At 74.8% G+C, this 23,281-nt stretch carries 25 protein-coding genes; 16 read left to right on the forward strand and 9 right to left on the reverse strand.

Annotated elements, in window-relative coordinates:
- Window positions 1–128: 128 nt before the first annotated feature.
- Complete coding sequence (locus JOE68_RS20110; protein ID WP_204843841.1) at window positions 129–902, forward strand: enoyl-CoA hydratase-related protein; 774 nt, start codon at window positions 129–131, stop codon at window positions 900–902.
- 45 nt (window positions 903–947) lie between these two features.
- On the opposite strand, the gene JOE68_RS20115 is transcribed toward JOE68_RS20110, so the two are convergent.
- Together JOE68_RS20115 and JOE68_RS20120 are read right to left on the reverse strand one after the other, a co-directional pair.
- A complete protein-coding gene (locus JOE68_RS20115; protein ID WP_204843842.1) occupies window positions 948–1,484 on the reverse strand; it encodes an NUDIX domain-containing protein in 537 nt (178 codons plus the stop codon).
- A 2-nt stretch (window positions 1,485–1,486) separates the two neighbouring features.
- On the reverse strand, window positions 1,487–2,872 hold the full coding sequence (locus JOE68_RS20120; protein WP_204843843.1) for an amino acid permease: 1,386 nt from the start codon (window positions 2,870–2,872) through the stop codon (window positions 1,487–1,489).
- A gap of 56 nt (window positions 2,873–2,928) precedes the next feature.
- On the opposite strand from JOE68_RS20120, the gene nucS reads away from it, so the two are divergent.
- A complete protein-coding gene (gene nucS, locus JOE68_RS20125) occupies window positions 2,929–3,588 on the forward strand; it encodes an endonuclease NucS (protein ID WP_204843844.1) in 660 nt (219 codons plus the stop codon).
- Here nucS and JOE68_RS20130 read toward each other — a convergent pair.
- On the reverse strand, window positions 3,540–3,824 hold the full coding sequence (locus tag JOE68_RS20130) for a hypothetical protein (RefSeq protein WP_204843845.1): 285 nt from the start codon (window positions 3,822–3,824) through the stop codon (window positions 3,540–3,542). The two genes, nucS and JOE68_RS20130, sit on opposite strands and share 49 nt — an antisense overlap.
- Before the next feature lie 271 nt (window positions 3,825–4,095).
- Here JOE68_RS20130 and JOE68_RS20135 point away from each other — a divergent pair, with 271 nt between their 5' ends.
- From JOE68_RS20135 to JOE68_RS20180, 10 genes are all read left to right on the forward strand, one after another.
- Window positions 4,096–4,497, forward strand: coding sequence for a hypothetical protein (locus JOE68_RS20135; RefSeq protein ID WP_204843846.1), 402 nt, complete (start codon window positions 4,096–4,098; stop codon window positions 4,495–4,497).
- Between the two features lie 211 nt (window positions 4,498–4,708).
- Window positions 4,709–6,400, forward strand: a complete 1,692-nt coding sequence (locus tag JOE68_RS20140) for a sodium:solute symporter family protein (RefSeq protein ID WP_204843847.1) — start codon at window positions 4,709–4,711, stop codon at window positions 6,398–6,400.
- Window positions 6,401–6,411: 11 nt separating this feature from the next.
- Window positions 6,412–6,660 (forward strand): hypothetical protein, encoded by a 249-nt coding sequence (locus JOE68_RS20145; RefSeq protein WP_204843848.1) that lies wholly within the window; start codon window positions 6,412–6,414, stop codon window positions 6,658–6,660.
- A gap of 209 nt (window positions 6,661–6,869) precedes the next feature.
- The gene (locus tag JOE68_RS20150) at window positions 6,870–7,865 is read left to right on the forward strand and encodes a DUF3558 family protein (protein WP_204843849.1); all 996 of its coding nucleotides are present in this window, start codon (window positions 6,870–6,872) and stop codon (window positions 7,863–7,865) included.
- 69 nt (window positions 7,866–7,934) lie between these two features.
- Window positions 7,935–9,440 carry an aldehyde dehydrogenase family protein gene (locus JOE68_RS20155; RefSeq protein ID WP_204843850.1) on the forward strand — a complete coding sequence of 502 codons (1,506 nt, stop codon included), beginning with the start codon at window positions 7,935–7,937 and terminating at the stop codon, window positions 9,438–9,440.
- A gap of 40 nt (window positions 9,441–9,480) precedes the next feature.
- Window positions 9,481–10,482 (forward strand): dihydroxyacetone kinase subunit DhaK, encoded by a 1,002-nt coding sequence (gene dhaK / locus JOE68_RS20160; RefSeq protein ID WP_204843851.1) that lies wholly within the window; start codon window positions 9,481–9,483, stop codon window positions 10,480–10,482.
- Window positions 10,482–11,111: a dihydroxyacetone kinase subunit DhaL gene (dhaL, locus tag JOE68_RS20165; RefSeq protein ID WP_204843852.1), complete on the forward strand. Its 630-nt coding sequence runs from the start codon at window positions 10,482–10,484 to the stop codon at window positions 11,109–11,111. The genes dhaK and dhaL overlap by 1 nt, the downstream gene beginning before the upstream one ends.
- The gene (gene dhaM, locus JOE68_RS20170) at window positions 11,108–11,992 is read left to right on the forward strand and encodes a dihydroxyacetone kinase phosphoryl donor subunit DhaM (protein WP_307819774.1); all 885 of its coding nucleotides are present in this window, start codon (window positions 11,108–11,110) and stop codon (window positions 11,990–11,992) included. Before dhaL ends, dhaM begins: the two co-directional genes overlap by 4 nt.
- Before the next feature lie 134 nt (window positions 11,993–12,126).
- On the forward strand, window positions 12,127–13,905 hold the full coding sequence (locus JOE68_RS20175; protein ID WP_204843853.1) for a 3-hydroxyacyl-CoA dehydrogenase family protein: 1,779 nt from the start codon (window positions 12,127–12,129) through the stop codon (window positions 13,903–13,905).
- 38 nt (window positions 13,906–13,943) lie between these two features.
- Entirely contained in the window at window positions 13,944–14,537 is a 594-nt protein-coding gene (locus JOE68_RS20180) for a DUF3558 family protein (RefSeq protein WP_204843854.1), read from the forward strand.
- A 10-nt stretch (window positions 14,538–14,547) separates the two neighbouring features.
- Here the strand turns inward: JOE68_RS20180 and JOE68_RS20185 are convergent, their stop codons facing one another.
- Window positions 14,548–14,769 (reverse strand): FmdB family zinc ribbon protein, encoded by a 222-nt coding sequence (locus tag JOE68_RS20185; RefSeq protein ID WP_204843855.1) that lies wholly within the window; start codon window positions 14,767–14,769, stop codon window positions 14,548–14,550.
- A 4-nt stretch (window positions 14,770–14,773) separates the two neighbouring features.
- Window positions 14,774–15,127 (reverse strand): hypothetical protein, encoded by a 354-nt coding sequence (locus JOE68_RS20190; protein ID WP_204843856.1) that lies wholly within the window; start codon window positions 15,125–15,127, stop codon window positions 14,774–14,776.
- A 51-nt stretch (window positions 15,128–15,178) separates the two neighbouring features.
- Between JOE68_RS20190 and JOE68_RS20195 the strand changes: the two genes are divergently transcribed.
- Window positions 15,179–15,472: an Rv1322 family protein gene (locus JOE68_RS20195; RefSeq protein WP_204843857.1), complete on the forward strand. Its 294-nt coding sequence runs from the start codon at window positions 15,179–15,181 to the stop codon at window positions 15,470–15,472.
- A 462-nt stretch (window positions 15,473–15,934) separates the two neighbouring features.
- On the opposite strand, the gene JOE68_RS20200 is transcribed toward JOE68_RS20195, so the two are convergent.
- The 4 genes from JOE68_RS20200 to mce form a co-directional block, all read right to left on the reverse strand.
- Window positions 15,935–16,462, reverse strand: a complete 528-nt coding sequence (locus tag JOE68_RS20200; protein WP_204843858.1) for a GNAT family N-acetyltransferase — start codon at window positions 16,460–16,462, stop codon at window positions 15,935–15,937.
- 131 nt (window positions 16,463–16,593) lie between these two features.
- Window positions 16,594–18,042: a chromosome segregation protein gene (locus tag JOE68_RS20205; RefSeq protein ID WP_204843859.1), complete on the reverse strand. Its 1,449-nt coding sequence runs from the start codon at window positions 18,040–18,042 to the stop codon at window positions 16,594–16,596.
- 68 nt (window positions 18,043–18,110) lie between these two features.
- On the reverse strand, window positions 18,111–19,442 hold the full coding sequence (gene ccrA, locus JOE68_RS20210; RefSeq protein WP_204843860.1) for a crotonyl-CoA carboxylase/reductase: 1,332 nt from the start codon (window positions 19,440–19,442) through the stop codon (window positions 18,111–18,113).
- Window positions 19,443–19,624: 182 nt separating this feature from the next.
- Entirely contained in the window at window positions 19,625–20,074 is a 450-nt protein-coding gene (mce, locus tag JOE68_RS20215) for a methylmalonyl-CoA epimerase (RefSeq protein WP_204843861.1), read from the reverse strand.
- 125 nt (window positions 20,075–20,199) lie between these two features.
- Between mce and JOE68_RS20220 the strand changes: the two genes are divergently transcribed.
- The 3 genes from JOE68_RS20220 (at window position 20,200) to JOE68_RS20230 (ending at window position 23,253) form a co-directional block, all read left to right on the forward strand.
- On the forward strand, window positions 20,200–21,387 hold the full coding sequence (locus JOE68_RS20220; RefSeq protein ID WP_204843862.1) for an acetyl-CoA C-acetyltransferase: 1,188 nt from the start codon (window positions 20,200–20,202) through the stop codon (window positions 21,385–21,387).
- A 4-nt stretch (window positions 21,388–21,391) separates the two neighbouring features.
- Complete coding sequence (gene meaB / locus JOE68_RS20225) at window positions 21,392–22,357, forward strand: methylmalonyl Co-A mutase-associated GTPase MeaB (protein ID WP_204843863.1); 966 nt, start codon at window positions 21,392–21,394, stop codon at window positions 22,355–22,357.
- 497 nt (window positions 22,358–22,854) lie between these two features.
- Complete coding sequence (locus tag JOE68_RS20230) at window positions 22,855–23,253, forward strand: pyridoxamine 5'-phosphate oxidase family protein (protein ID WP_204843864.1); 399 nt, start codon at window positions 22,855–22,857, stop codon at window positions 23,251–23,253.
- Window positions 23,254–23,281 lie beyond the last annotated feature (28 nt).

Raw genomic sequence — 23,281 nt, forward strand, 5'->3', positions numbered from 1 at the left:
CCGCGCAGGTTGGTGGCGGTGGCCTGCGCGAGCTGGTCGGCCGACAGGCCCTCCAGGTCGAACGTGAACCCCACCCCGCGTGCCGGGGACGAGGGGCGGGCGGTTGCACCGCCGACTACGGTCGGGACATGGTCGAATACCAGCACATCCGCGTCGAACGGGCGGATGACGTGGTGCGCGTCACCATGGACCGGGCGAAGAAGCGCAACTCGCTGTCCGCGGACCACCTCGCCGAGCTGCTGGCGGCGTTCCGCGCGATCGCCGCCACCGACGCCGCGGGCGTGGTCCTGGCCGGGGAGGGCCCGGTGTTCTCCGCCGGCCACGACTTCGGCGACGTGGCCGCGCGCGACCTGGAGGGCGTGCGGGAGCTGCTCACCCTGTGCACGGACCTGATGCGCACCATCGAGTCCGTGCCGCAGGTGGTGATCGCGCGGGTGCACGGGCTGGCCACGGCGGCGGGCTGCCAGCTCGTCGCGTCCTGCGACCTGGCGGTGGCCTCCGAGGAGGCCGGCTTCGCCCTGCCCGGCGGCAAGGGCGGCTGGTTCTGCCACACCCCGGCGGTGCCGGTGGCGCGGGCCGTGGGCCGCAAGCGGCTGATGGAGCTGGCGCTGACCGGGGACGTGATCGACGCGCACACCGCCGAGCGCTGGGGCATGGTCAACCGCGTCGTGCCCGCCGAGGAGCTGGACGAGGCCGTGGACGACCTGCTGCGCCGGGCCACGCGGGGCAGCCGGGCCAGCAAGGCGCTGGGCAAGCAGACCCTGTACGCCCAGCTCGACCGGCCCGAGGCGGACGCCTACGCGATCGCCGTGGAGGTGATGGCCGCCGCCTCCCAGACGCCCGCCGCGAAGGAGGGCATGGCGTCGTTCCTGGAGAAGCGGGCGGCCGACTGGGCCGACTGACCGGAGCCGCCGTGCCGCGTGCCCGGCGCGGCACGGCGGCCCCGGTCAGGGCTGCGCGTGCTCGTGCAGCAGCAGCAACGTGTAGGCGGCGATCGACTGGGCGTCGGTGATGTCGCCGCGCGCGATCATCGCCTCGAACTCCGCGCGGGGGAACCACGCCGAGCGCATGTCCTGCTCCTCGTGCTCCCGCTCGTGGAAGCCCTCGGTGAGCCCGGTCGCCAGGAACACCCGGCCGCGCTGGCTGGACATGCCCGGCGCGACGTCGAGCAGGCCCAGCTCCACCAGTTCGCGGGCGCGCAGCCCGGTCTCCTCGCGCAGCTCCCGCTCGGCCAGGGCGCGCGGGTCCTCCGCGGCCCGCTCCGGGGCGGTGCCCTGGGGGAACTCCCAGCGCCGCATCCCCAGCGGGTACCGGAACTGCTCGACCAGCCGCAGCCGCTCCCCGTCCAGCGGGATGACCAGCGCGTAGTCGGGCTTGTCCACCACGCCGTAGATCCCGGTCGTGCCGTCGGCCCGCCGGATCGGGTCCTCCCGCACCGTCATCCACGGGTTCGCGTACACCTCGCGCGATCCAAGGGTCTCCACGTTCACCTTCCCTGCGCCTGGTCCGCTCGGGCCAACTCCGAGTGGCGCCGTCCGTACGCGAAGTACACCACCAGCCCCACCGCGGACCAGACGGCGAAGGCCAACCAGGTGGCGGGCGCGAGCCCGACCACCAGCAGCGCGCACAGCCCCAGCCCGAGCAGCGGCACCACCGGCACCCACGGCGTGCGGAACCCGCGCGGCAGGTCCGGCCGGGTCCGGCGCAGCACGATCACACCGATGTTGACCAGCCCGAACGCCACCAGGGTCCCGATGCTGGTGGCCTCGGCGAGCTGGCCGAGCGGCACCAGCGCGGCCAGCGCCGCGACCACGACGCCGACGATCACCGTGTTCACCGCGGGGACCCGCCGGCGCCCGACGCGGGCGAAGACGCCGGGCACCAGGCCGTCGCGGGACATCGCGACCAGCACCCGGGTCTGCCCGTACAGGACGGTCAGCACGACGGAGGCGATCGCGACCACCGCGCCCGCCGACAGGATCGTCGCGGGCCAGTCCGCGCCGGTCAGCTGCCCGAGCACCACCGCGAGCGAGGCGTCCGACCCCGCCAGCGCGTCCACCCCGGCCGCGCCGACCGCGGTCAGCGCCACCAGCACGTACACGACGGTGACGATCGCCAGGGAGATCACGATGGCGCGCGGCAGGTCCCGCTGCGGGTTCTTCGCCTCCTCGCCGGCCGTGGACGCGGCGTCGAAGCCGATGAACGAGAAGAACACCAGCGACGCGGCCCCGGTGATCCCGGCGACGCCGGCGGGCGCGAACGGCGCCAGGTTCTGCGACCGGAAGCCGAACACGGCCACCACGACGAAGAACAGCAGCACCAGGACCTTCAGGACCGTCGTCACGGTGGTGACCGCGGCGCTCTCCCGGACCCCGCCCAGCAGGACCCCGGTGGCCAGCAGCACGACGACCGCCGCCGGGAGGTTCACCACGCCGCCGCTGAGCGCCTCCGGCAGCTGCACGCCCAGCGTGGCGTCCAGGAAGGCGTTGAGGTAGCCGCTCCACCCGACCGCGACGGCCGCCACCGACACCCCGTACTCCAGCAGCAGGCACCAGCCGCAGACCCACGCGACCAGCTCGCCCAGCGTCGCGTAGGTGTAGGAGTAGGCGGACCCGGACACCGGCACCGCGCCCGCCAGCTCGGCGTAGGACAGGGCGGAGAACAGCGCGGCCAGCGCGGCGACGACGAACGACACCGCCACCGCGGGCCCGGCCACCGGCGCGGCCTGGCCGAGCACCACGAAGATGCCCGTGCCCAGCGTCGCGCCGACCGACAGCGCGATCAGCGGCACCAGCCCGAGGGTGCGGCGCAACGAGGTGTGCTCGCCGTCGTCGGCGATCCGGTCGACCGGCTTCGTGCGGAGGAGTGACACGTCGCCCGACGGTACCTGTCGGCCCCCCGGCCCTTGAACCCCGTAGCCTGTCGGCCGTGCGCCTAGTCATCGCTCGCTGCCAGGTCGACTACGTCGGACGCCTCACCGCCCACCTGCCGATGGCCCAGCGGCTGCTGCTGATCAAGGCAGACGGCTCGGTGTCGGTCCACTCCGACGACCGGGCGTACAAGCCGCTGAACTGGATGAGCCCGCCGTGCTGGCTGATCGAGGAGCCGGACCTGTGGGTGGTGCAGAACAAGGCGGGCGAGAAGCTCGTCATCACGATGGCCGAGGTGCTGCACGACTCGAAGCACGAGCTGGGCCCGGAGCCGGGCCTGGTCAAGGACGGCGTGGAGGCCGACCTGCAGAAGCTGCTGGCCGAGCACGTGACGACGCTGGGCGAGGGCTGGACCCTGGTCCGCCGCGAGTTCCCGACGCCGATCGGCCCGGTCGACCTGATGTGCCGGGACGCGGCCGGCGGGTCGGTGGCGGTGGAGATCAAGCGGCGCGGCGAGATCGACGGCGTGGAGCAGCTGACCCGCTACCTGGAACTGCTCAACCGCGACCCGCTGCTGGCCCCCGTGCAGGGGGTGTTCGCCGCGCAGCAGATCAAGCCGCAGGCGCGGACGCTGGCGGAGGACCGGGGCATCCGCTGCGTGGTCCTGGACTACGACGCGCTGCGCGGCATCGAGCCCGACGAGTTCCGGCTGTTCTGAGCCGACTGCACCTGCCACTCCTCGCCTTCGCCCTGTTCGTCCAGGCGCCAGGAGAACGACAGCACCGGACCGGTCACCTGCGCGCCGGCCGCCAGGCGGGCGGCACCCGCTGCGCGGTCCCGGACCACGACGCGCTGCGCGGCGCCGAGCCCGACGAGCCCCGGCTGTTCCGAGCCGGCCGCGGGCAGGTGGGCCTCCCGCGTGTCGACGGCTGTTCCGCGCACGTCGATCGGCATTCCACGGCCTCGGCGCGGAGGTAATGCCGGAAATCCCGACAAGTGCGGTCAGCGGTGGTGGGCGAGTGCTGCCGGGATCCTTCGCAGCGGGGTGCGCGCCTGCGGCTCGACGGGCGCTCAACTGCGGTGATGCCGTCCGCGGCGGGCCGGTGGCGGTCGGTCGGGCGAATGGTTCGGGAAAGGCCCGGCAACGGTCGCGGTGTACGCCGTTCGGTCGCGTGGCAGGGCCGAACCCGCGATATACGCTGACGTCCCGGAAAATGGAGGCGTCGTGCGTTGCCGAAGACCCCGCCTGACGGTAGCCCTGATCTCCCTCGCCGCGCTCACCGGCTGCGCCGCCGAGGCCGCCGCGCCGTCGCCGTCGCCGGTGACACCGGTCGCGGGTTCCGCGGCCCGGGCGCCCGCCGCCCTGCTCGCCGCCCAGCCGCAGGCGGGCCGGGCCGGTGACGAGATCCGGCTCAGCGGTGGCGGTTACCCGGCCAACGCGCGGGTCGTCTTCACGTTCCACGGCGAGCGGGTCGGGGACGCCACCACGGACGCCGCCGGCCGGTTCGCCGGGGTGCCGGTGCGGGTGCCCGACTCGTTCGAGGACGTCGCGCCGGGCACGCAGTTCGTCCTCGGGGCGACCGCCGGCCCGTTCTACGCCGAGACCCCGTTCGTCCTCACCCGATAGTGCGCTGACGCCGACGGGCCGGCCACCGGCCCGCGGCGCGCCCGCACCGCCCGCCACCTCCCGCTCCGGCGTCGGGGACCGCCCCGGCCCGGGGTTTGACCGCGGGTAGTCCAGATCGGCGAAGCGGCCCCGGTTGCACTACCGTCTGCTTGATCGGTGTGCGTTAGTGTCCGGTGCTGTTGGACATTGTTGAATAGGGAGGTGGGCGACGGTGCCCGTGCTCGCCGAGGCGCAGGCGGATCTCCGGCTGGACGCCGGGCCGCTGGACTACGCGCTGCTCGCGATCTACTTCGCGTTCGTCCTGGGTATCGGCTTCCTGGCCCGCCGCTCGGTCTCGTCGAGCCTGGACTTCCTGCTCTCCGGCCGCTCGCTGCCCGCCTGGGTCACCGGCCTCGCGTTCATCTCCGCCAACCTCGGCGCCATCGAGCTGCTGGGCATGGCCGCCAACGGCGCCCAGTACGGCATGGCGACCGTGCACTACTACTGGATCGGCGCGATCCCGGCCATGGTCTTCCTCGGCCTGGTGATGATGCCCTTCTACTACGGCTCCAAGGTGCGCAGCGTCCCCGAGTTCCTGCGCCGCCGCTTCGGCAAGGGCGCGCACCTGGTCAACGCCATCAGCTTCGCCGTCGCCCAGGTGCTGATCGCGGGCGTGAACCTCTACGCCCTGGCGTTCCTGCTCAACCTCATGCTCGGCTGGCCGATCCCGCTGTCGGTCGTCATCGCCGCCCTGATCGTGCTCGCCTACACCACGCTCGGCGGCCTGTCCGCGGCGATCTACAACGAGGTGCTGCAGTTCTTCGTGATCGTCGCCGCGCTGCTGCCGCTGACCCTCGTCGGCCTGCACAAGGTCGGCGGCTGGCAGGGCCTGGTGGACCGGGTGACGGCCGGGCCCGGCGGCTCCGAGCAGCTGTCCGCGTGGCCCGCGACCGAGCTGACCGGCATCCAGAACCCCGTGCTCAGCGTGCTCGGCATCGTGTTCGGCCTGGGCTTCGTGCTCTCGTTCGGCTACTGGACCACGAACTTCGCCGAGGTGCAGCGCGCGCTGTCGGCCAAGAGCATGTCCGCGGCCCGGCGCACGCCGATCATCGGCGCCTACCCGAAGGCGCTGATCCCGTTCGTGGTGATCATCCCCGGCATCATCGCGGCGCTGGTGGTGCCCGAGCTGGCGGCGCTGAAGGCGGGTGACGACAGCTCCGGCATCGTCTACAACAACGCGCTGCCCGCGCTGATCGGCGAGCTGCTGCCCAACGGGATGCTCGGCATCGCCATCACGGGCCTGCTGGCGTCGTTCATGGCCGGCGTGGCGGCGAACGTGTCCTCGTTCAACACGGTGTTCACCTACGACCTGTGGCAGGACTACATCCGCAAGGACCGGCCCGACGAGTACTACCTGCGGATCGGCCGGCTGGCCACGGTCGGCGGCACGGTGGTCGCCATCGGCACGGCGTTCCTCGCCGCCGGCTACGGCAACATCATGGACTACATCCAGGCGCTGTTCTCGTTCTTCAACGCGCCGCTGTTCGCCACGTTCATCCTGGCGATGTTCTGGAAGCGGATGTCGGCGGCGGCGGGCTGGATCGGTCTGGTGGCGGGCACGCTGGCGGCGGTGCTGGTGTTCGTGCTCGCCGAGACCGGCGTGGTGGACCTGCCCGGCCAGGGCGCGAGCTTCGTGGGCGCGGGCGCGGCGTTCGTGGTGGACATCGTGGTCAGCGTGGCGGTCACGGCGGTGACCCGGCCGGTGCCGGAGGAGCGGCTGGTGGGGCTGGTCTACAGCCTGACGCCGAAGGAGTCCCGCCGGCACTCCACGACCGGTGAGGACGCCGGCTGGTACCGCTCGCCGCTGGTGCTGGGCGTGGGCGTCCTGGCGCTGACCGTCGTGCTCAACATCGTCTTCGGCTGAGGGAGGTCGTCGTGGCGCACAAGGCCGGTCTGTTCGACCTGCGACTGGTGATCGCGGTCCTGTTCGGGATCTACGGCGTGGTCCTGGCGGTGGTCGGGCTCGTCTTCACCGACGAGTCCGACCTGGCCAAGGCCGACGGGCTCAACATCAACCTGTGGTCCGGCGTCGGGATGGTCGCCCTGGCGGCGCTGTTCGCCGCCTGGGCGCTCCTGCGGCCCGTCGTGGTCCCCGACGACGCGGACGCGCGGGAAGGCGCCTAGCGGCGCGGGTAGACGGGGTTGAAAGCCTCGACGGTCCAGGCGTCGAGCCAGCGGACAGCGCGGCGGATTCGGTCGCGCACTCAGTGCTCCTCTCATAGGGGGTCACCGGGTACAGCGCGTCGATGTTCTGAATCGTTCCCGAACCCCGTGGTGAGGCCCGACACAGGGTTAAGGCCACGAATGGGCGAATCGCTCGCTACCGTGCTCCCGTGCCCCGCCTCGCCGTCGCCCTCTGCGCGCTCCTCGTCCTGTCCGGCTGCGCCGGAGCGGACCTCGCCAAGCACAAGCCCTACCCGCGCAGCACCATCCAGGCGAACGCGGGCAAGGAGACCGAGTCCTCCGCCCCGACGCCGACGGACTCCGCCGACGGCGGGCCGGTGGACCCGGCGTTCGCGCCGGAGAAGCTCCGGGTGATCGACCCGTGCAAGCTGCTCGACCCCGACGTGCTCGCGCAGTTCGGCGCCCCCGGGGAGCCCTCGCCCAGCGGGTTCAGCCGGTGCTCGAACTTCATGGAGGACAAGGGCGGCAAGGACCTCGCGGTCACCGTCGAGACCGGTCAGACGATGACCACCGAGCTGAAGAACGCCGACAAGCAGCTCGCGGGCCTCAAGAGCTACGAGCAGACCCTCGACACCAGCGCCTGCTTCGTCTCGGTGATCACCCAGGAGAAGCCCGCGCTGGGCCTCACCGTCCAGATCGGCTACAAGGACGGTGACTCGTGCGGCATCGGCCGGGTCGTCGCCCAGTCGGTGGTGGAGCTGATCAAGAAGAGGGTGGGCGCGCAGACGCCGCCGCGGGACTCGCTGGTCACGCTCGACCCGTGCGTGCTGGCCGACCAGGCCGCGGTGACCGCGGCGGTCGGCTCGGTGAACCGGGTGTTCCCCTACGGCCTGCACAACTGCTCGTGGGTCAGCGACGGCCGGGAGGTCACGCTCGACCTGCGCTGGTCGTTCATCCCGCCCGACCGCAAGTTCGACACCAAGCAGACCGAGGTGGACCTCGGCGGCGGGACCACCGGCTACCAGCTGGCCAACGCCGGCGCCTACCCGTCGTGCTCGGTGAAGTGGGTCCAGCGGCTCAACCCCGGCGACAAGGGCGAGCTGGTGGAGGTCAAGTCGGCGGGGCCGAAGAAGAACGAGTTCGACCGGTGCGCGGCGGCCGTCGGGTTCGCCAAGGCCGTGCTGCCCAAGATCCCGAAGGGCTGACGGGGCTGACACCGCCGGGCGCTACCCGTTACTGTCGAGTAACACCTCGCGCGCCTCGGAGGGCCACCCATGACGCAGACCGCTCCCGGCACGCCGCCGCGGGCCGACGACGGGCAGCGGCGGTTCGCCTCGCTGGACCCGCGCACGGGTGAGGTCGTCGCGCACCACCCGGTGCACGGCGCGGCCGAGGTGCGCGCGGCGGTGGCGGCCGGCCGGGCGGCGGCGGCCTTCTGGGCGGGGCTGGGGTTCGACGGCAGGCGCCGGCGGCTGGACGCGTGGCGGCGGCTGCTGGTCCGCCGGCTGCCCGAGTTCCAGGCCCTGATCAGCGCGGAGACCGGCAAGTCCGCCGACGACGCGCGCACCGAGCTGGCGCTGGTGGTCGACCACCTGCGCTGGGCCGCCCGGCAGGCGCCCCGGGTGCTGGGCAGGCGCAGGGTCCGCTCCGGTCTGCTGATGTACAACCACGCGGCGTCGCTGGAGTACCGGCCGCTGGGCGTGGTGGGCGTGATCGGGCCGTGGAACTACCCGGCGTTCACGCCGATGGGGTCGATCGCCTACGCGCTGGCCGCTGGCAACACCGTGGTGTTCAAGCCGAGCGAGCACACGCCGGGCGTCGGGGTGTTCCTGGCCGGGACGTTCGCCGAGGTCGTGCCCGAGCACCCGGTGCTCCAGGCGGTGACCGGGTTCGGCGAGACCGGCGCGGCGCTGTGCGCGGCCGGGGTGGACAAGCTGGCGTTCACCGGGTCCACCGCGACCGGTCGCGCGGTCATGGCGGCGTGCGCGGCGACGCTCACGCCCGTGCTGCTGGAGTGCGGCGGCAAGGACGCGCTGATCGTGGCCGAGGACGCGGACGTCGCCGCCGCCGCCCGCGGCGCGGTGTGGGGCGGGCTGTTCAACGCCGGGCAGACCTGCGCGGGCGTCGAGCGGGTGTACGCCGCGGACGCGGTGTACGACGAGTTCGTCCGGCTGGTGGCGGACAAGGCCCGCGCGCTGCGGCCCGGCGGCGACCCGGACGCCGACTTCGGGCCGATCACCACGCCCGAGCAGGTGGAGGTCATCCGGTCGCACGTGGCCGACGCGCTGGAGCGGGGCGGGCGCGCGGTGGTGGGCGGCGCGGAGTCGGTCCGCCCGCCGTACGTCGGGCCCGTGGTGCTGGTGGACGTGCCCGAGGACGCCGCCGCCGCGACCGAGGAGACGTTCGGGCCGGTCCTGGTGGTGACCCGGGTGGCCGACGCGGACGAGGCGGTGCGGCGGGCCAACGCGCTGCCCTACGGGCTGGGCGCCGCGGTGTTCTCGCGCGACCGGGGCGAGGAGCTGGCGGCGCGGCTGCGCTGCGGGATGGTGTCGGTGAACTCCGTGCTGGCGTACGCGTCCGTGCCCGGCCTGCCCTTCGGCGGCGTCGGCGACTCGGGGTTCGGGCGCGTCCACGGCGAGGACGGCCTGCGCGAGTTCACCTACGCGCACGCCGTCGCGCGCAAGCGCTTCAAGGCGCTGCTCGACCCGATGACCTACGAGCGCGGGTCGCGCACCATCAAGCGCGTGCTGCGGCTCGTGCGGGTGCTCCACGGGCGCTGAGCGGGTAGGAAGGTGGTGGCCATCGGCGATGGAGGTCACCGTGAAGAAGATCGTGAACGATCCGGCGACCGCGGTGGCGGATGCCCTGCGGGGCATGGCGCTCGCGCACGCCGACCTGATCGAGGTCCACCACGACCCGGCGGTGGTGGTGCGGGCCGACGCGCCCGTGCCGCGCAAGGTCGCGGTGATCTCCGGCGGCGGGTCCGGCCACGAGCCGCTGCACGCCGGGTTCGTCGGGCGCGGGATGCTCGACGCGGCCTGCCCGGGCGCGGTGTTCACCTCGCCGACGCCCGACCAGGTGCGGGCCGCCGTGGCGCGCACCGACGCCGGCGCGGGCGCGCTGCTGATCGTGAAGAACTACACCGGCGACGTGATGAACTTCGAGATGGCCGCCGAGCTGGCCGCCGACGACGGCGTCGAGGTGCGGTCGGTGGTGGTCGACGACGACGTGGCGGTGCAGGACTCGCTGTTCACCGCCGGCCGCCGCGGCGTGGCCGGGACCGTGCTGGTGGAGAAGCTGGTGGGCGCCGCCGCCGAACGGGGCGTGGACCTGGCCGGCTGCGAGGCGCTGGCGCGCCGGGTGGTCGGGCGGGTCCGCTCGATGGGGCTCGCGCTGTCGCCGTGCACCGTGCCGCACGCCGGCCGGCCCAGCTTCGAGCTGGGCGAGGACGAGGTGGAGCTCGGCATCGGCATCCACGGCGAGCCGGGCCGGCAGCGGGCGCCGGCGGGCCCGGCGGACTCCCTCGTGCCCGCGCTGCTGGACCCGGTCCTGGCGGACCTGCCCTTCACCGGGGGCGACCGGGTGCTGCTGCTCACCAACGGCATGGGCGGGACACCGCTGCTGGAGCTGTACCTGGCGCACGGCATCGCCGAGCGGCTGCTGGCCGAGCGCGGGATCACCGTGGAGCGGCGGCTGGTCGGCTCGTACACCACCAGTCTGGAGATGCAGGGCATGAGCCTGACGCTGTTGGAGCTGGACGACGAGCTGGTCGAGCTGTGGGACGCGCCCGTGCGCACGCCCGCGCTGCGGTGGGGCGTCTGATGGGGTGCACGGCGGAGCGGGTCGCGGACGCGGTGCGGGCGGTGGCGCGGGTGGTCGCCGAGCACCGGGAGGAGCTGGTCCGGCTGGACCGCGAGATCGGCGACGGCGACCACGGCGAGAACCTCAACCGGGGGTTCGCGGCCCTGGCGCCCCGGCTGGCCGAGGAGGCGCCGGGCACGCCCGGCGCGGTGCTGGAGCTGACCGCGACCACGCTGGTCTCCCAGGTCGGCGGCGCGGCCGGCCCGCTGTTCGGCACGGCCTTCCGGCGGGCGGCGGTGGCCGTGGGGGGCGTCGCGGAGCTGGACGCGCGGGCGGTGGCCGCGGCGCTGCAGGCGGCGCTGGAAGGCGTGGTGGCGCGCGGGAAGGCCGCCGTGGGGGACAAGACCATGGTCGACGCGCTGACCCCGGCGGTGGCGGCGGCGGAATCGGTCGCCGCGACCGGCGGCGACGTCGCCGCGGTGCTGTCCGCCGCCGCCCAGGCGGCCGAGCAGGGCGCGGAGTCGACCGTGCCGCTGGTGGCGCGCAAGGGGCGGGCGTCGTACCTGGGGGAGCGCTCCGCCGGGCACCTCGACCCCGGCGCGCGGTCGACGGCGCTGCTGCTGCGGACCCTGGCCGGGAGCGCGCGGTGATCGGGCTGGTGGTGGTCTCGCACAGCCGGGCGCTGGCCGACGGCGTGGCGGAGCTGGCCGGGCAGATGGCCCCGGACGTGGCGGTCGTGCCCTCCGGCGGCGACGGCGCGGGCGGGCTGGGCACCGACTACCCCGCGGTGGCCGAAGCCGTCGCGCGGGCCGACTCGGGCTCCGGCGTCGTGGTGCTGTTCGACCTGGGCAGCGCCCGGATGGTCGCGGAGATGGCGGCCGAGGAGGCCGCCGGCGAGGTCCTGGTCGTGGACGCGCCGCTGGTCGAGGGCGCGGTCGCGGCGGCCGTCGCCGCCCAGGGCGGTGCGGGGTTGGACCGGGTCGCCGCCGCCGCTGCTGCCGCCGCCTCCGCCGCCGCCCCGGTCGCCGATCCGGGTGCCGATGCCGCTGCTGCCGCCGCCGCTGCCGCCGGCGCGGGCGTTGCCGCGGTCGGCGCCGCTGCTGCCGCCGATGCCGCCGCCGGCACCGCCGCTGCGGCCGGCGCGGATGCCGCTGCTGCCGCCGGTGCGGGTGTCGCCGCGGTCGGCGCCGCCGCTGCCGCCGATGCCGCCGCCGGTGCGGGCGCCGGCGCGGCCGGCCGGGCTGCCGGCGATCCGTCCACGCAGGACGGTGTGCGCGAGGAGGTCCTGCTGGCCAACGAGGTCGGGTTGCACGCCCGGCCCGCCGCGCTGCTGGCGCGCTCCCTGGCGGGCCTGGACGCGCGGGTCGTCGTGCGGTACGGCGGCCGGGAGGCCGACGCCGCGAGCGTGCTCGCCCTGATGGGGCTCGGCGCGCCGGGCGGCAGCCGGGTGGAGGTCGTCGCGACCGGGCCGGACGCCGCCGAGGCGGTGCGGCGGGTGGGCGCGCTCGCCGCCCGGCACTTCGACGAGTGAGCGGGCGGCCCCGGCCCGACCGGTGACTTGCTCGATCCGGATGGCGAAGCTCACGTGAACGGCCCGGGAGGGCCGTGGAATAGTCGGGCGCAAGTTACCGTCCGGTAGCCACTCGGCGGAGCGGGAGGTACAGCGTGACGCGCCGGTTCAACGCGGTCGGGATCGTCGGTCTGGGCACCATGGGCGCCGGCATCGCGGAGGTGCTCGCCCGCGCCGGTCACGCGGTGGTGGCGGTCGACGCGGACGAGGAGGGGCTCGCCCGCGGGCGCGGCCACGTCGAGCACTCCACCGGGCGCGCGGTGGCCCGGGGCAAGCTGACCGGGCGGGCCCGCGCCGAGCTGCTCGGCCGGATCGACTACCGCACCTCGCTGGACTCCCTCGCGGGCGTCGACCTGGTCGTGGAGGCCGTGCCCGAGCGGATCGGGCTCAAGGCCGACGTGCTCGCCGCGCTCGACCGGATCTGCCGGCCCGACGTGGTGTTCGCGTCCACCACCTCGTCGCTGTCCATCACCGGGATCGGCGTCCGCACCGGGCGGCCCGGCAAGGTCGTCGGGATGCACTTTTTCAACCCCGCCCCGGTGCTGGAGCTGGTCGAGGTGGTCCGCACGGTGGTCACCGAGCCGGACGTCGTGGCCGACGTGGTGGCGTTCGCGCGATCGCTGGGCAAGACGCCGGTCGTCATCGGCGACCGGGCCGGGTTCATCGCCAACGCGCTGCTGTTCGGCTACCTCAACCACGCCGTGCGGATGTACGAGTCCCGCTACGCCACGCGGGAGGACCTCGACGCGGCGATGCGCCACGGCTGCGGCTACCCGATGGGCCCGCTGGCGCTGCTCGACCTCATCGGCCTGGACACGGCTTACGAGATCCTGGACGCGATGCACCACCGGTCGCGCGACCGGCTGCACGCCCCGGCCCCGCTGCTCAAGCAGATGGTCACGGCCGGTCTGCTGGGCCGCAAGAGCGGGCGCGGCTTCCACACCTACGACGGCCCCGACTCGCCGACCGTCGTGCCGGACGCGCTCACCCCCGCCGCCGCCGGCGGCGACGGCGTGCCCGCGCGCGAGGTCCGGCGGGTCGGCGTGGTCGGCACCGGGACCATGGCGACCGGCATCGCCGAGGTGTTCGCCAGGCGCGGCTACGACGTGGTGCTGCGGGCCCGCTCGCAGGACGGGGCCGACGCCGCGCTGCGCCGGGTGCGCGCGTCGCTGGACCGGGCCGTGGCCAGGGGCAGGCTGGCGGAGGCCGACCGGGACGCGGCGCTGGCCCGCCTCGCGCCCGCCGTGCCGTTCGAGCGGCTCGCCGACCGCGACCTCGTGGTGGAGGCCGTCGCGGAGGAGCTGCCGGTCAAGAAGGCCGTGTTCGCGGCGCTGGACCGGGTGTGCAAGCCGGGCGCGGTGCTGGCGACCACGACCTCCTCGCTGCCGGTCGTCGAGTGCGCGGCGGCCACCTCGCGCCCCGGCGACGTGGTGGGCCTGCACTTCTTCAACCCGGCGCAGGTGATGAAGCTGGTGGAGGTCGTGGGGACCATCGCCACGTCCGCCGAGGTCGTCGCCACCGCCCGGGAGGTGTGCCTGGACCTGGGCAAGCTGCCGGTGCACTGCGGCGACCGCGCCGGGTTCATCGTCAACGCGCTGCTGTTCCCGTACCTCAACGACGCGGTGAAGATGCTGGAGGCGCACTACGCCTCGGCCGACGACATCGACAACGCCATGAAGGTCGGCTGCTCGCTGCCCATGGGGCCGTTCGAGCTGCTCGACGTCGTGGGCCTGGACGTCTCGCTGGCCATCGAGCGCGCGCTGCACCTGGAGTTCCGCGAGGAGGGCCTCGCGCCGGCGCCGCTGCTGGAGCACCTGGTCACGGCGGGCAGGCTCGGCCGCAAGACCGGCCAGGGCTTCCGCGACCACACCTGAGTGCCGGCGGGCCGCTCCCGTTTGGCATGGTGGACCCCATGCGGCGGCGTGCGGTTCTCTCGGTCCTGGTGGCGGCGCTCGGCCTGGCGTCCGGCTGCGCGTACTCGGTCAACGGCACGCCGGTCTCGGCGGGCGTGCTCGACGTCGAACCGCCGTTCTCGTCCGGCTCGCCGTCGACGACCGGGGAACCGGACCCGTCCACCACCGGGACGCCCGGCGCCGATCCGGCCGGCGACATCTGCGGGCTGCTGACCTGGAAGGACCTGCCCTACGACGTGCGGGACAGGTCGGCCCCGCCGACCGACACCGGCTACGACCCGAAGTTCGACCAGTCCTGCAAGTGGCAGACCTCGGTGGACGAGTTCGACGTCGGCGTGACCCTGCGCTTCCGCGCCGGGCGGCCCATCACGCTGGAGGAGAGCAACGGGGAGTTCGACCTGGGCGACCGCAAGGTCCGGTACTTCGACCGCACCACGGACACCTCCGTGCAGCCCTCGTGCGTGATGGTCATGGACTACGCGGGCGGCGGCATCGGCATCATCGTGATCGACGGCTCGGCCAGGTTCGGCGCGATCTGCGAGCAGGGCAGGAAGGTCGCCGAAGTGCTGCTGGCCAAGGAGCCGACCGGCTGACCCCGGCCCGCTAGCCGCAGCAGCCGCCGCCGCAGCACCCGCCGCCGGAAGCGGGCGCGTCGAGGCCGACGCCGGCGCCTGCGCCTGCGCCGCCCAGGCCGACCACGGACAGCAGCTTGACCGTGTCGTCGTGGCCGTGCGGGCAGGTGGCGGGCGCGGAGGCTTCGCTCATCGGCCGCTTGACGTCGAACGTCGAACCGCACGCCTTGCAACGGAACTCGTAGGTGGGCACGCGCCTATTGTGACCGCTGCCGCGGCAGCAGCACCAGCGCGGGCACCGCCGCCGCGGCGACCGCCGCGACCAGCGTCAGCAGCGGCATCCCGTGCGCCCAGCCGAGCCCCGCGGCGGCGGCGTGCGCGCCCGCGAACGTGGCCAACCACGTGCGCGAGGACGGGCTCAGCAGCATCGTCACCAACCCCGTCCCGGCGGTGACGAGCAGGATGGTGCCGGAGGCCAGCAGCATCCCCTGGTGGCCGCCCCGGTTGAGCGGGGCCACGTCGCCCAGCCCGGCCCGCAGCGCGGGCTGCGCCAGCACGGCCATCTCCAGCAACAACAGCACTCCGACCACAGCCCGCTGCCAGGTGTTCACCCCACGGACCGTAGGCGATCAACGAACGCGATCGGGATACCCTGGTCCCTCGTGCCCCGCCGCAACCGCCCGCGCCGCCCCGCCGAACCCCCGCCCCCGGGCGGCCACGGCTGGGCGCGGTCGGAGAGCGCGCCCGACGGCGAGTGGCTGGTCCGGAACGTCTCGGGGGCGGGCACCACGAAGACCTACCGCTGCCCGGGCTGCGACCACGAGATCAGACCGGGCACGCCGCACGTCGTGGCGTGGCCCGCCGCCGAGTACGGCTCGGTGGAGGACCGGCGCCACTGGCACCGGCACTGCTGGACCTCGCGCGGCCGTCGGGGCCCGACCCCCCGCCGCCGGTGACCCCGGCGCGGCCGGCGGACGCATAGGCATTCCGCATCGCGCCGGCGAACCGATCCGCAACCCTGCGGGTCCGCTCCGCGCGGCGGCTGCCGGGGGAGTGACCGCCCTGCGGAGCAGACCTGTCGGGCAGGATCCGCCGGGCAGGACCCGCCGGGCAGGATCCGCCGGGCAGGATCCGCCGGGCAGGATCCGCCGGGCAGGATCCGCCGGGCAGGATCCGCCGGGCAGGATCCGCCGGGCAGGATCCGCCGGGCAGGATCCGCCGGGCAGGATCCGCCGGGCAGGATCCGCCGGGCAGGATCCGCCGGGCAGGATCCGCCGGGCAGGATCCGCCGGGCAGGACCCGCGGAGCAGACCTGTCGGGCGGGCCTGCCCGGCAGGCCCGCGGAGCAGGCCCGCCGGCGCGCTCGCCGCGGTCGTGCCCGCGGCCCCGCCGGCCCGCGCCGAGCGCGGCGACGGGCGTCAGCCCGCCGTCGCCCCCTGCCGCCGGTAGACCAGCACCGGGCCGTCGATGGTGGTGCTCTCGCCCACGTGCGCGAAGCCCAGCTTCTCCGCGACGCGCCGGGAGGGCGCGTTGCCGTGGTCGACGATGATCACCACCGGCCGGTCGGGCAGCGCCCGGCCCGCCCACTCGACGGCCGCGCGCGCCATCTCGGGGGCGTAGCCCCGACCCCGGTGCCGGGGGCTGAAGCGGTAGAACAGGTTGAGCGTCGGCTCGCCGCCCAGCCGGTGGTGGCGCAGGCCGCCGAACCCGATGACCTCGCCGGTCCCCGGCAGCACCACCGCCCAGTACCCGATGCCCTCGCGCGCCCAGTGCTCCCGCCACTCGGCCAGCAGCTCCCGCGCCTCCTCCGGCGTGGGCACGCCCGCCGCGTCGTGGCGGCCGGCCTCCGGGTCGGTCAGGACCTCGACCGCGGCGCGCAGGTCGCCCGGACCGACCCGCCTGAGCAGGAGCCGGTCGGTGCGGATCTCCTCCGGGTACGCGGTCATGCCGCGCAAGGTAGCGCGCGGGACCGACGATCCCGGGCGGAGCCCTCCCGCCGCCGGAGGCGCCGGGGGCGTTCGCGGTGGTGCCGGGCCGGCGGCGGCAGACCCGCCGCCGAACCGGGACCCGTCGCGGGTCAGCGCTTGCCGGACCGCGCCTTCGCCGGGTTCGGGCGGGCCATCTTCTGGGTCGGCCCGTCCGGCGCGGCCTGGGGCTTGCCGTCGACGGCGGGCTGGGGCTTGCCGTCGGTCGCCGCCTGCCGGCCCGCCGGGGTCGCGGTCGCCTTGCCGCCCGACGCGCTCTCGGTCGACGCGGCCTGGCCCGCGGCTGCCTGGGACCCGGCCGGGGCTACGTGAGCGCCCGCGGGCTGAGCGCCGGGGTTCTGAGCGCCGGCGTTCTGAGCGCCGGCGTTCTGAGGACCGGCGTTCTGAGGACCGGCGTTCTGGGCGGCGGCGGGCTGAGCGCCCGTGCTCTGCGCGCCGGGGTTCTGCGCGCCGGGGTTCTGCACGGCGGGGTTCTGGGCGCCGGGGTTCTGGGCGCCGGGGTTCTGGGCGGGCGGGGTCGGCGCGGGGCGGTTCTGCGCGCGCTCCTCCTCCAGCGGGTCCAGCAGGGGCGTGACCTCGTGCAGGGCGGTGCGCACCGCGTGCAGCTGCTGGGACAGGCGGTGGCGCAGCTGCTTGAGCGCGTCGACCTTGTGCGCCGCCTGCGTGACCCGCCGGTTGGACTCCTCGGTGGCCTCGCGGACGCGGCGGTTCGCCTCGTCGGTCGCCTCCTGCACGCGCGCGGTCGCCTCGCTGATCGAGTCGTGGCGGCGGCGGTTGGCCTCCTCGGTGGCCTCGCGGACCAGGCGCTGGGCCTCCGCGTTCGACGCCGCCTGCTCCTGCGCGATCTGCGCGCGCACCCGCGCCGCCTCCTCGGCCGCCTCGCGGACCCGCCGGTCGGCCTCGGCCTTGCTGGCGGCCTCCTGCTCGGCCAGCAGCTTCATCGACTCCACGCGCCGGGCGGCCATCGCGATCTCGAAGTCCTCCTCGACGGTCGTCCGCCGCTGGAGCGACTCCTCGTCGAGCCTCGCCGCCGCCTCGCGCGCCTCGCCGACGATGCGCTCCGCCTCGGCGCGCGCCGTCTCCAGCACGCCGCGGTGCTCGGCCTCCATGTCGGTGCGGCGCTGGTCCAGCTCGGCGAGCAGCTTCTCGTAGCGGGTGCGCAGCGCCGCCGCGTCGGACTCCGCCTTGGCGCGGATGTGCCCGCCCTCGGCCTCGGCGCGGGCCTTGATCTCGTTGGCCTCGTCCTGGGCCAGGCGCAGCATCCGCTGGAGCCGCTCGCTCAGGCCCTCCAGCGTGGTGGGCGGCAGCGACAGCCGCTCGACCTGGCCGCGCAGCTCCGCGATCTCCGAGCGCGCGGCCTCCAGCTGGCGGGCGAGGTCGTTGGTCTGCGAGACCGCCGCGTCCCGGTCGGCCGCGAGCAGCCGGAGGTCCGAGTCGAGGCGCTCCAGGTGGTCCTCGACCTGCGCGCGGTCGTAGCCGCGTTTGACGATGTCGAAGCCGGATCCCAGGGGGACGAGGTCACGGTCGTCAGCGAGGCCCATGGGGGTCACGCTACCCGTTCCGGGCGCGCGGGTGGGACCGCGCCACCCGCGCGGACAGGGGTTCTCCCTTACACGCCCCGAAAACGGTTGATCCCGGTCAGGTGCGCCGCGCGCAGCTCGTGGTCGAGCACGCCGAGGCCCTCCTCGGGCGCGAGGCACAGCACGCCGACCTTGCCCTGGTGCGCGTTGCGGTGCACGTCGTGGGCGGCCTGGCCGGTGTCCGCCAGTGAGTACACCTTGGACAGTGTCGGGTGGATCCGCCCCTTGGCGACCAACCGGTTGGCCTCCCACGCCTCGCGGTAGTTCGCGAAGTGCGACCCGATGACCCGCTTGAGGTTCATCCACAGGTACCGGTTGTCGTACTGGTGCAGGTACCCGCTGGTGGACGCGCAGGTCACGATCGTGCCGCCGCGCCTGGCCACGAACACCGACGCGCCGAAGGTCTCCCGGCCGGGGTGCTCGAACACGATGTCCGGGTCCTCGCCGCCGGTCAGCTCCCGGATCCGCGCCCCGAACCGCTTCCACTCCTTCGGGTCCTGCTCGTGCTCGTCCTTCCAGAACCGGAAGCCCTCGGCGGACCGGTCGATCACCAGCTCCGCGCCCATGGCGCGGCACAGCTCCGCCTTCGCCGGCGAGGACACCACGCAGATCGGCGTCGCGCCGCCGTTGAGCGCGAACTGCGTGGCGTACGAGCCCAGGCCGCCGGAGGCGCCCCAGATCAGGACGGTGTCGCCCTGCTTCATGCTCGCCCCGTTGGTCGACACCAGCTGCCGGTAGGCGGTGGAGTTCACCAGACCGGGTGACGCCGCCTCCTCCCACGTGAGGTGCTTCGGCATGGGCATCAGCTGGTTGGCCTTGACCAGCGCGAGCTCCGCGAGGCCGCCGAAGTTGGTCTCGAAGCCCCAGATCCGCTGCTCCGGGTCGAGCATGGTGTCGCCGTGCCCGTCGGGGTGCTCCAGCTGCACGTCCAGGCAGTGCGCGACGACCCGGTCACCGGGCTTCCAGGCGTTGACGCCCGGACCCGTCCGCAGCACCACGCCCGCCAGGTCGGAGCCCACCACGTGGTAGGGCAGGTCGTGCTTGGCGGCCTCCGGCGCGCTGCGGCCGTACCGCCGGAGGAACCCGAACGTCGACATCGGCTCGAAGATCGACGTCCACACCGTGTTGTAGTTGATCGCCGAGGCCATCACGGCGACCAGCGCCTCGCCGGGGCCGAGGTCCGGCGTCGGCACCTCGTCCACGTGCAGCGACCGGCGCGGGTCCTTGTCCGCGGTCGCCAGGCCCTCGAACATCCCGACCTCGTCGGCGTGCACCGCGACGCCCCGGTAGGACTGCGGCACGGCGAGCGAGGCGAGGGCGTCCGGTTCTCCGGCGAGGATGGCGTCGAGGATCTCCTGCACGGCGTTCCCTCCAGGGTCGGGGGTTGCTCGGCTGACGGCGGCGGGCGCTCGTCCCCCGCGGGGTGCCGGACGTTACCCACCGGTAACCGATTCAGTTCCCGACCTGTGAGCCAACGCACTGGCGGTTCGCCCGATTGCGGATCCGCCCCGCCGGCGGGCCCGGGAGCCCCTGCCGGCAGCGCTCAGCGACCGCCCGCGGCGGGTTCCACCAGTTCGACCAGCACGCCGCCGGCGTCTTTCGGGTGCACGAAGTTCACCCGGCTGCCGGAGGTCCCGCGCTTCGCCGCGGCGTAGAGCAGCCGCAGGCCCTTGGCGCGCAGCGCGGCGGCGGCGGCGTCCACATCGGACACCCGGTAGGCCAGCTGCTGGAGCCCCGGCCCGGAGCGGCCGATGAACTTCGCGATGGCCGACTCCGGCGTGAGCGGCGCCAGCAGCTGCACGGCCGTGCCGGCGCCGGCGTCGCCCGGCGCCCGCAGCATCGCCTCGCGGACGCCCTGCTCCTCGTTGACCTCCTCGTGCGCGAGCACCAGCCCGAAGTGCTCGCGGTGGAAGGCGATGGCGGCGTCGAGGTCGGGCACGGCGATCCCGACGTGGTCGACGGCGATGACGAGGGCGTCCAGTTCTGCCTGCATGGCAGGCACGGTAGCCGCCGGATCGGTGCAGGCGCGGCTGTGCGGCGCCTCACACGGCTACCGCTGGGTAACCCTGGGTATCGTAGCCAGTTAACAACCGCTTACACACGCTCGTGGAGGCCGATGTGTCCGGTTCCGTCATCGTCGCCGGGGCCCGCACCCCGATGGGGCGACTGCTCGGGTCGTTGAAGGACTTCTCCGGCGCCCAGCTCGGCGGCGTCGCGATCAAGGCGGCGCTGGAGCGGGCCGGCGTGGCGCCCGAGCAGGTCCAGTACGTGATCATGGGCCAGGTCCTCACCGCCGGCGCGGGCCAGATCCCCGCCCGCCAGGCCGCGGTGCACGCGGGCATCCCGATGACCGTGCCCGCCCTGACCGTCAACAAGGTGTGCCTGTCGGGCATCGACGCGATCGCGCTGGCCGACCAGCTCATCCGCGCCGGCGAGTTCGACGTCGTGGTCGCGGGCGGCCAGGAGTCGATGACCCAGGCCCCGCACCTGCTGCCCAAGTCGCGCAGCGGCCACAAGTTCGGCGACGTGACCCTCCAGGACCACATGTCCCTGGACGGCCTGTTCTGCGCGTTCGACCAGGTGGCCATGGGCGCGTCGACCGAGAAGCACAACTCCCGCCACGGCGTCACCCGCGAGGAGCAGGACGCGTTCTCCGCCCGCTCCCACCGGCTCGCCGCGCGGGCCGCCGAGAACGGCGTGTTCGCCGAGGAGATCACCCCGGTCGAGATCCCCCAGCGCAAGGGCGACCCGGTGCTGTTCGCCACCGACGAGGGCGTGCGCCCCGACACCACCGTCGAGGCGCTGGCCAAGCTGCGCCCGGCCTTCGCCGCCGACGGCACCATCACGGCGGGCTCGGCCTCGCAGATCTCCGACGGCGCGGCGGCCGTGGTCGTGATGAGCAAGGCCAAGGCCGAGGAGCTGGGCCTGACCTGGCTGGCCGAGATCGGGGCGCACGGCGTGGTCGCCGGCCCCGACGCGAGCCTGCACGAGCAGCCGGCGAACGCGATCAGGGCCGCCTGCGCCAAGGAGGGCATCGACCCGGCCGACCTGGACCTGGTCGAGATCAACGAGGCGTTCGCCGCGGTCGGGCTGGTCTCCACCCGGCAGCTGGGCATCCCCGAGGACCGGGTCAACGTCAACGGCGGCGCCATCGCGCTGGGCCACCCGATCGGCATGTCGGGCGCGCGGCTCGCGCTGCACCTCGCCCTGGAGCTCAAGCGCCGCGGCGGCGGCGTGGGCGCCGCCGCCCTGTGCGGCGGCGGCGGCCAGGGCGACGCCCTGGTCCTGCGGGTGCCCCGGGTCTGATCGTGTGACCCGCACCGTGGACGTCGCGGACCTGGTCGGCCGCGCGCGGGACGGGCAGCCGCGCGCGGTGGCCCGGCTGATCTCGCTGGTCGAGGACGACGGCCCGCACCTGCGCGCCGTCGCGCGGGCGCTCGCGCCGTTCACCGGGCGCGCCCGGGTCGTCGGCCTGACCGGCGCCCCCGGCGTGGGCAAGTCGACGACCACCTCGGCCCTGGTGGGCGCCTACCGGGAGCGCGGCGAGCGGGTCGGCGTGCTGGCGGTCGACCCGTCGTCGCCGTTCTCCGGCGGCGCGCTGCTGGGCGACCGGGTGCGGATGGGCGAGCACGCCACCGACCCCGGCGTGTTCATCCGGTCCATGGCCACCCGCGGCCGGCTGGGCGGCCTGGCGCGGGCGACGCCGCAGGCGCTGCGCGTGCTGGACGCGGCGGGCTGCGACGTGGTGCTGGTCGAGACGGTCGGCGTCGGCCAGTCCGAGGTGGAGGTCGTGTCGCTGGCCGACACCACCGCGGTGCTGCTCGCGCCCGGCGCGGGCGACGGCGTCCAGGCCGCCAAGGCGGGCGTCCTGGAGGTCGGCGACGTGTTCGTGGTGAACAAGGCCGACCGGGACGGCGCGGACGCCACCGCGCGCGACCTCGGGCACGTGATCTCGCTCGGGCGGCGGGGGCGCGCCGACGCGTCGTGGCGGCCCCCGGTGGTGAAGGCCGTGGCGACGCGCGGCGGGGGCGTCGCGGACGTCGTCGCCGCGCTCGACGCGCACCGGGCGTGGCTGCGCGAGGGCGGTGAGCTGGCGCGGCGGCGGGTGCGGCGCGCGGCGGGCGAGGTCGAGGCCATCGCCCTGGAGCGGCTGCGCGCCCGGATGGGCGGCCCGCGGGGCGGCGGCGCGGTGGCCGCCCTGGCCGAGCGGGTCGTGGCGGGCGAGCTGGACCCCTACGCCGCGGCCGACCGGTTGGTCGAGGGGGTGGGCGCGTGACACCGGTGGCGGTCGACCCCGGGACCCGCGCCGCCCGGCGGGCGCCGCCCGGCGGCGCGGTGGCCGCCGCCCCGGGACGGCGGCCCCGCGCGGCGCGGTCCCGGCGCACGCGGTCGGCGTGCCGGTCGGCGTGGTGATCGCGCCGGTCATCGGCGCGGTGCCCACGGGTGTCGGGTGCCCACCGGTGTCGGGCGCTCGCGGCGGTGACCGGGAGAAAGCCCCGGCCCGCGCGCTCGTGCCCGAGCCGCCCGGCGCGCGGTGGGACGTCCCGCGGGCCACGTCGCGGGCGGCGCCGCGGTCGGACCCGGCGGCCGAGCGCGTCGATCGGCCCTCCACCGCGCCGGCCCGCCCCACCCCGGCGCGGGCCCCGGAGGTCCGGGCGCGGTGCACGGAAATCCCCGTCCAGGTGAGTCACCGAAGCCGGGACTTCCGCCTCTAGGCAGGGCGATCGCCCCGGCAGAACGATTTGGTCCGGCAATCGGGGGATAAGAGGTGCGATGTACGACTCGGTTGGGCTCCAAGTCCTCTCCCGCGAGGAGTGCCTGGGACTGCTGGGCGCGACGGCGGTCGGCCGGCTGGTCTTCACCGACCGGGCGCTGCCGGTCGTTCACCCGGTCGTGTACGCGCTGGACGGCGAGTCGGTCGTGCTCAGGGTGCCCGACGGCAGCCTGACGCTCGTCGCGCGGGACACGATCGTGGCCTTCCAGATCGACGACATCCGGCCCGACCTGTCCACCGGCTGGTCGGTGATGGCCGTCGGGCACGTCACCGAGGTCGACGACGAGGCCGGGCTGTCCCGGCTGCGGGACCTGCCGCTGCCCACGCGCGGCGTCCGCGGGCAGGACCGCTACCTGGTCGTCGCGCTGGAGGTGCTGACGGGCCGTCGCATCCCGTGACCGGAGGCGATACCCTCGGGGACTCCCG

This window comes from Saccharothrix algeriensis (genome assembly GCF_016907655.1).
GTDB classification, from domain to species: domain Bacteria; phylum Actinomycetota; class Actinomycetes; order Mycobacteriales; family Pseudonocardiaceae; genus Actinosynnema; species Actinosynnema algeriense.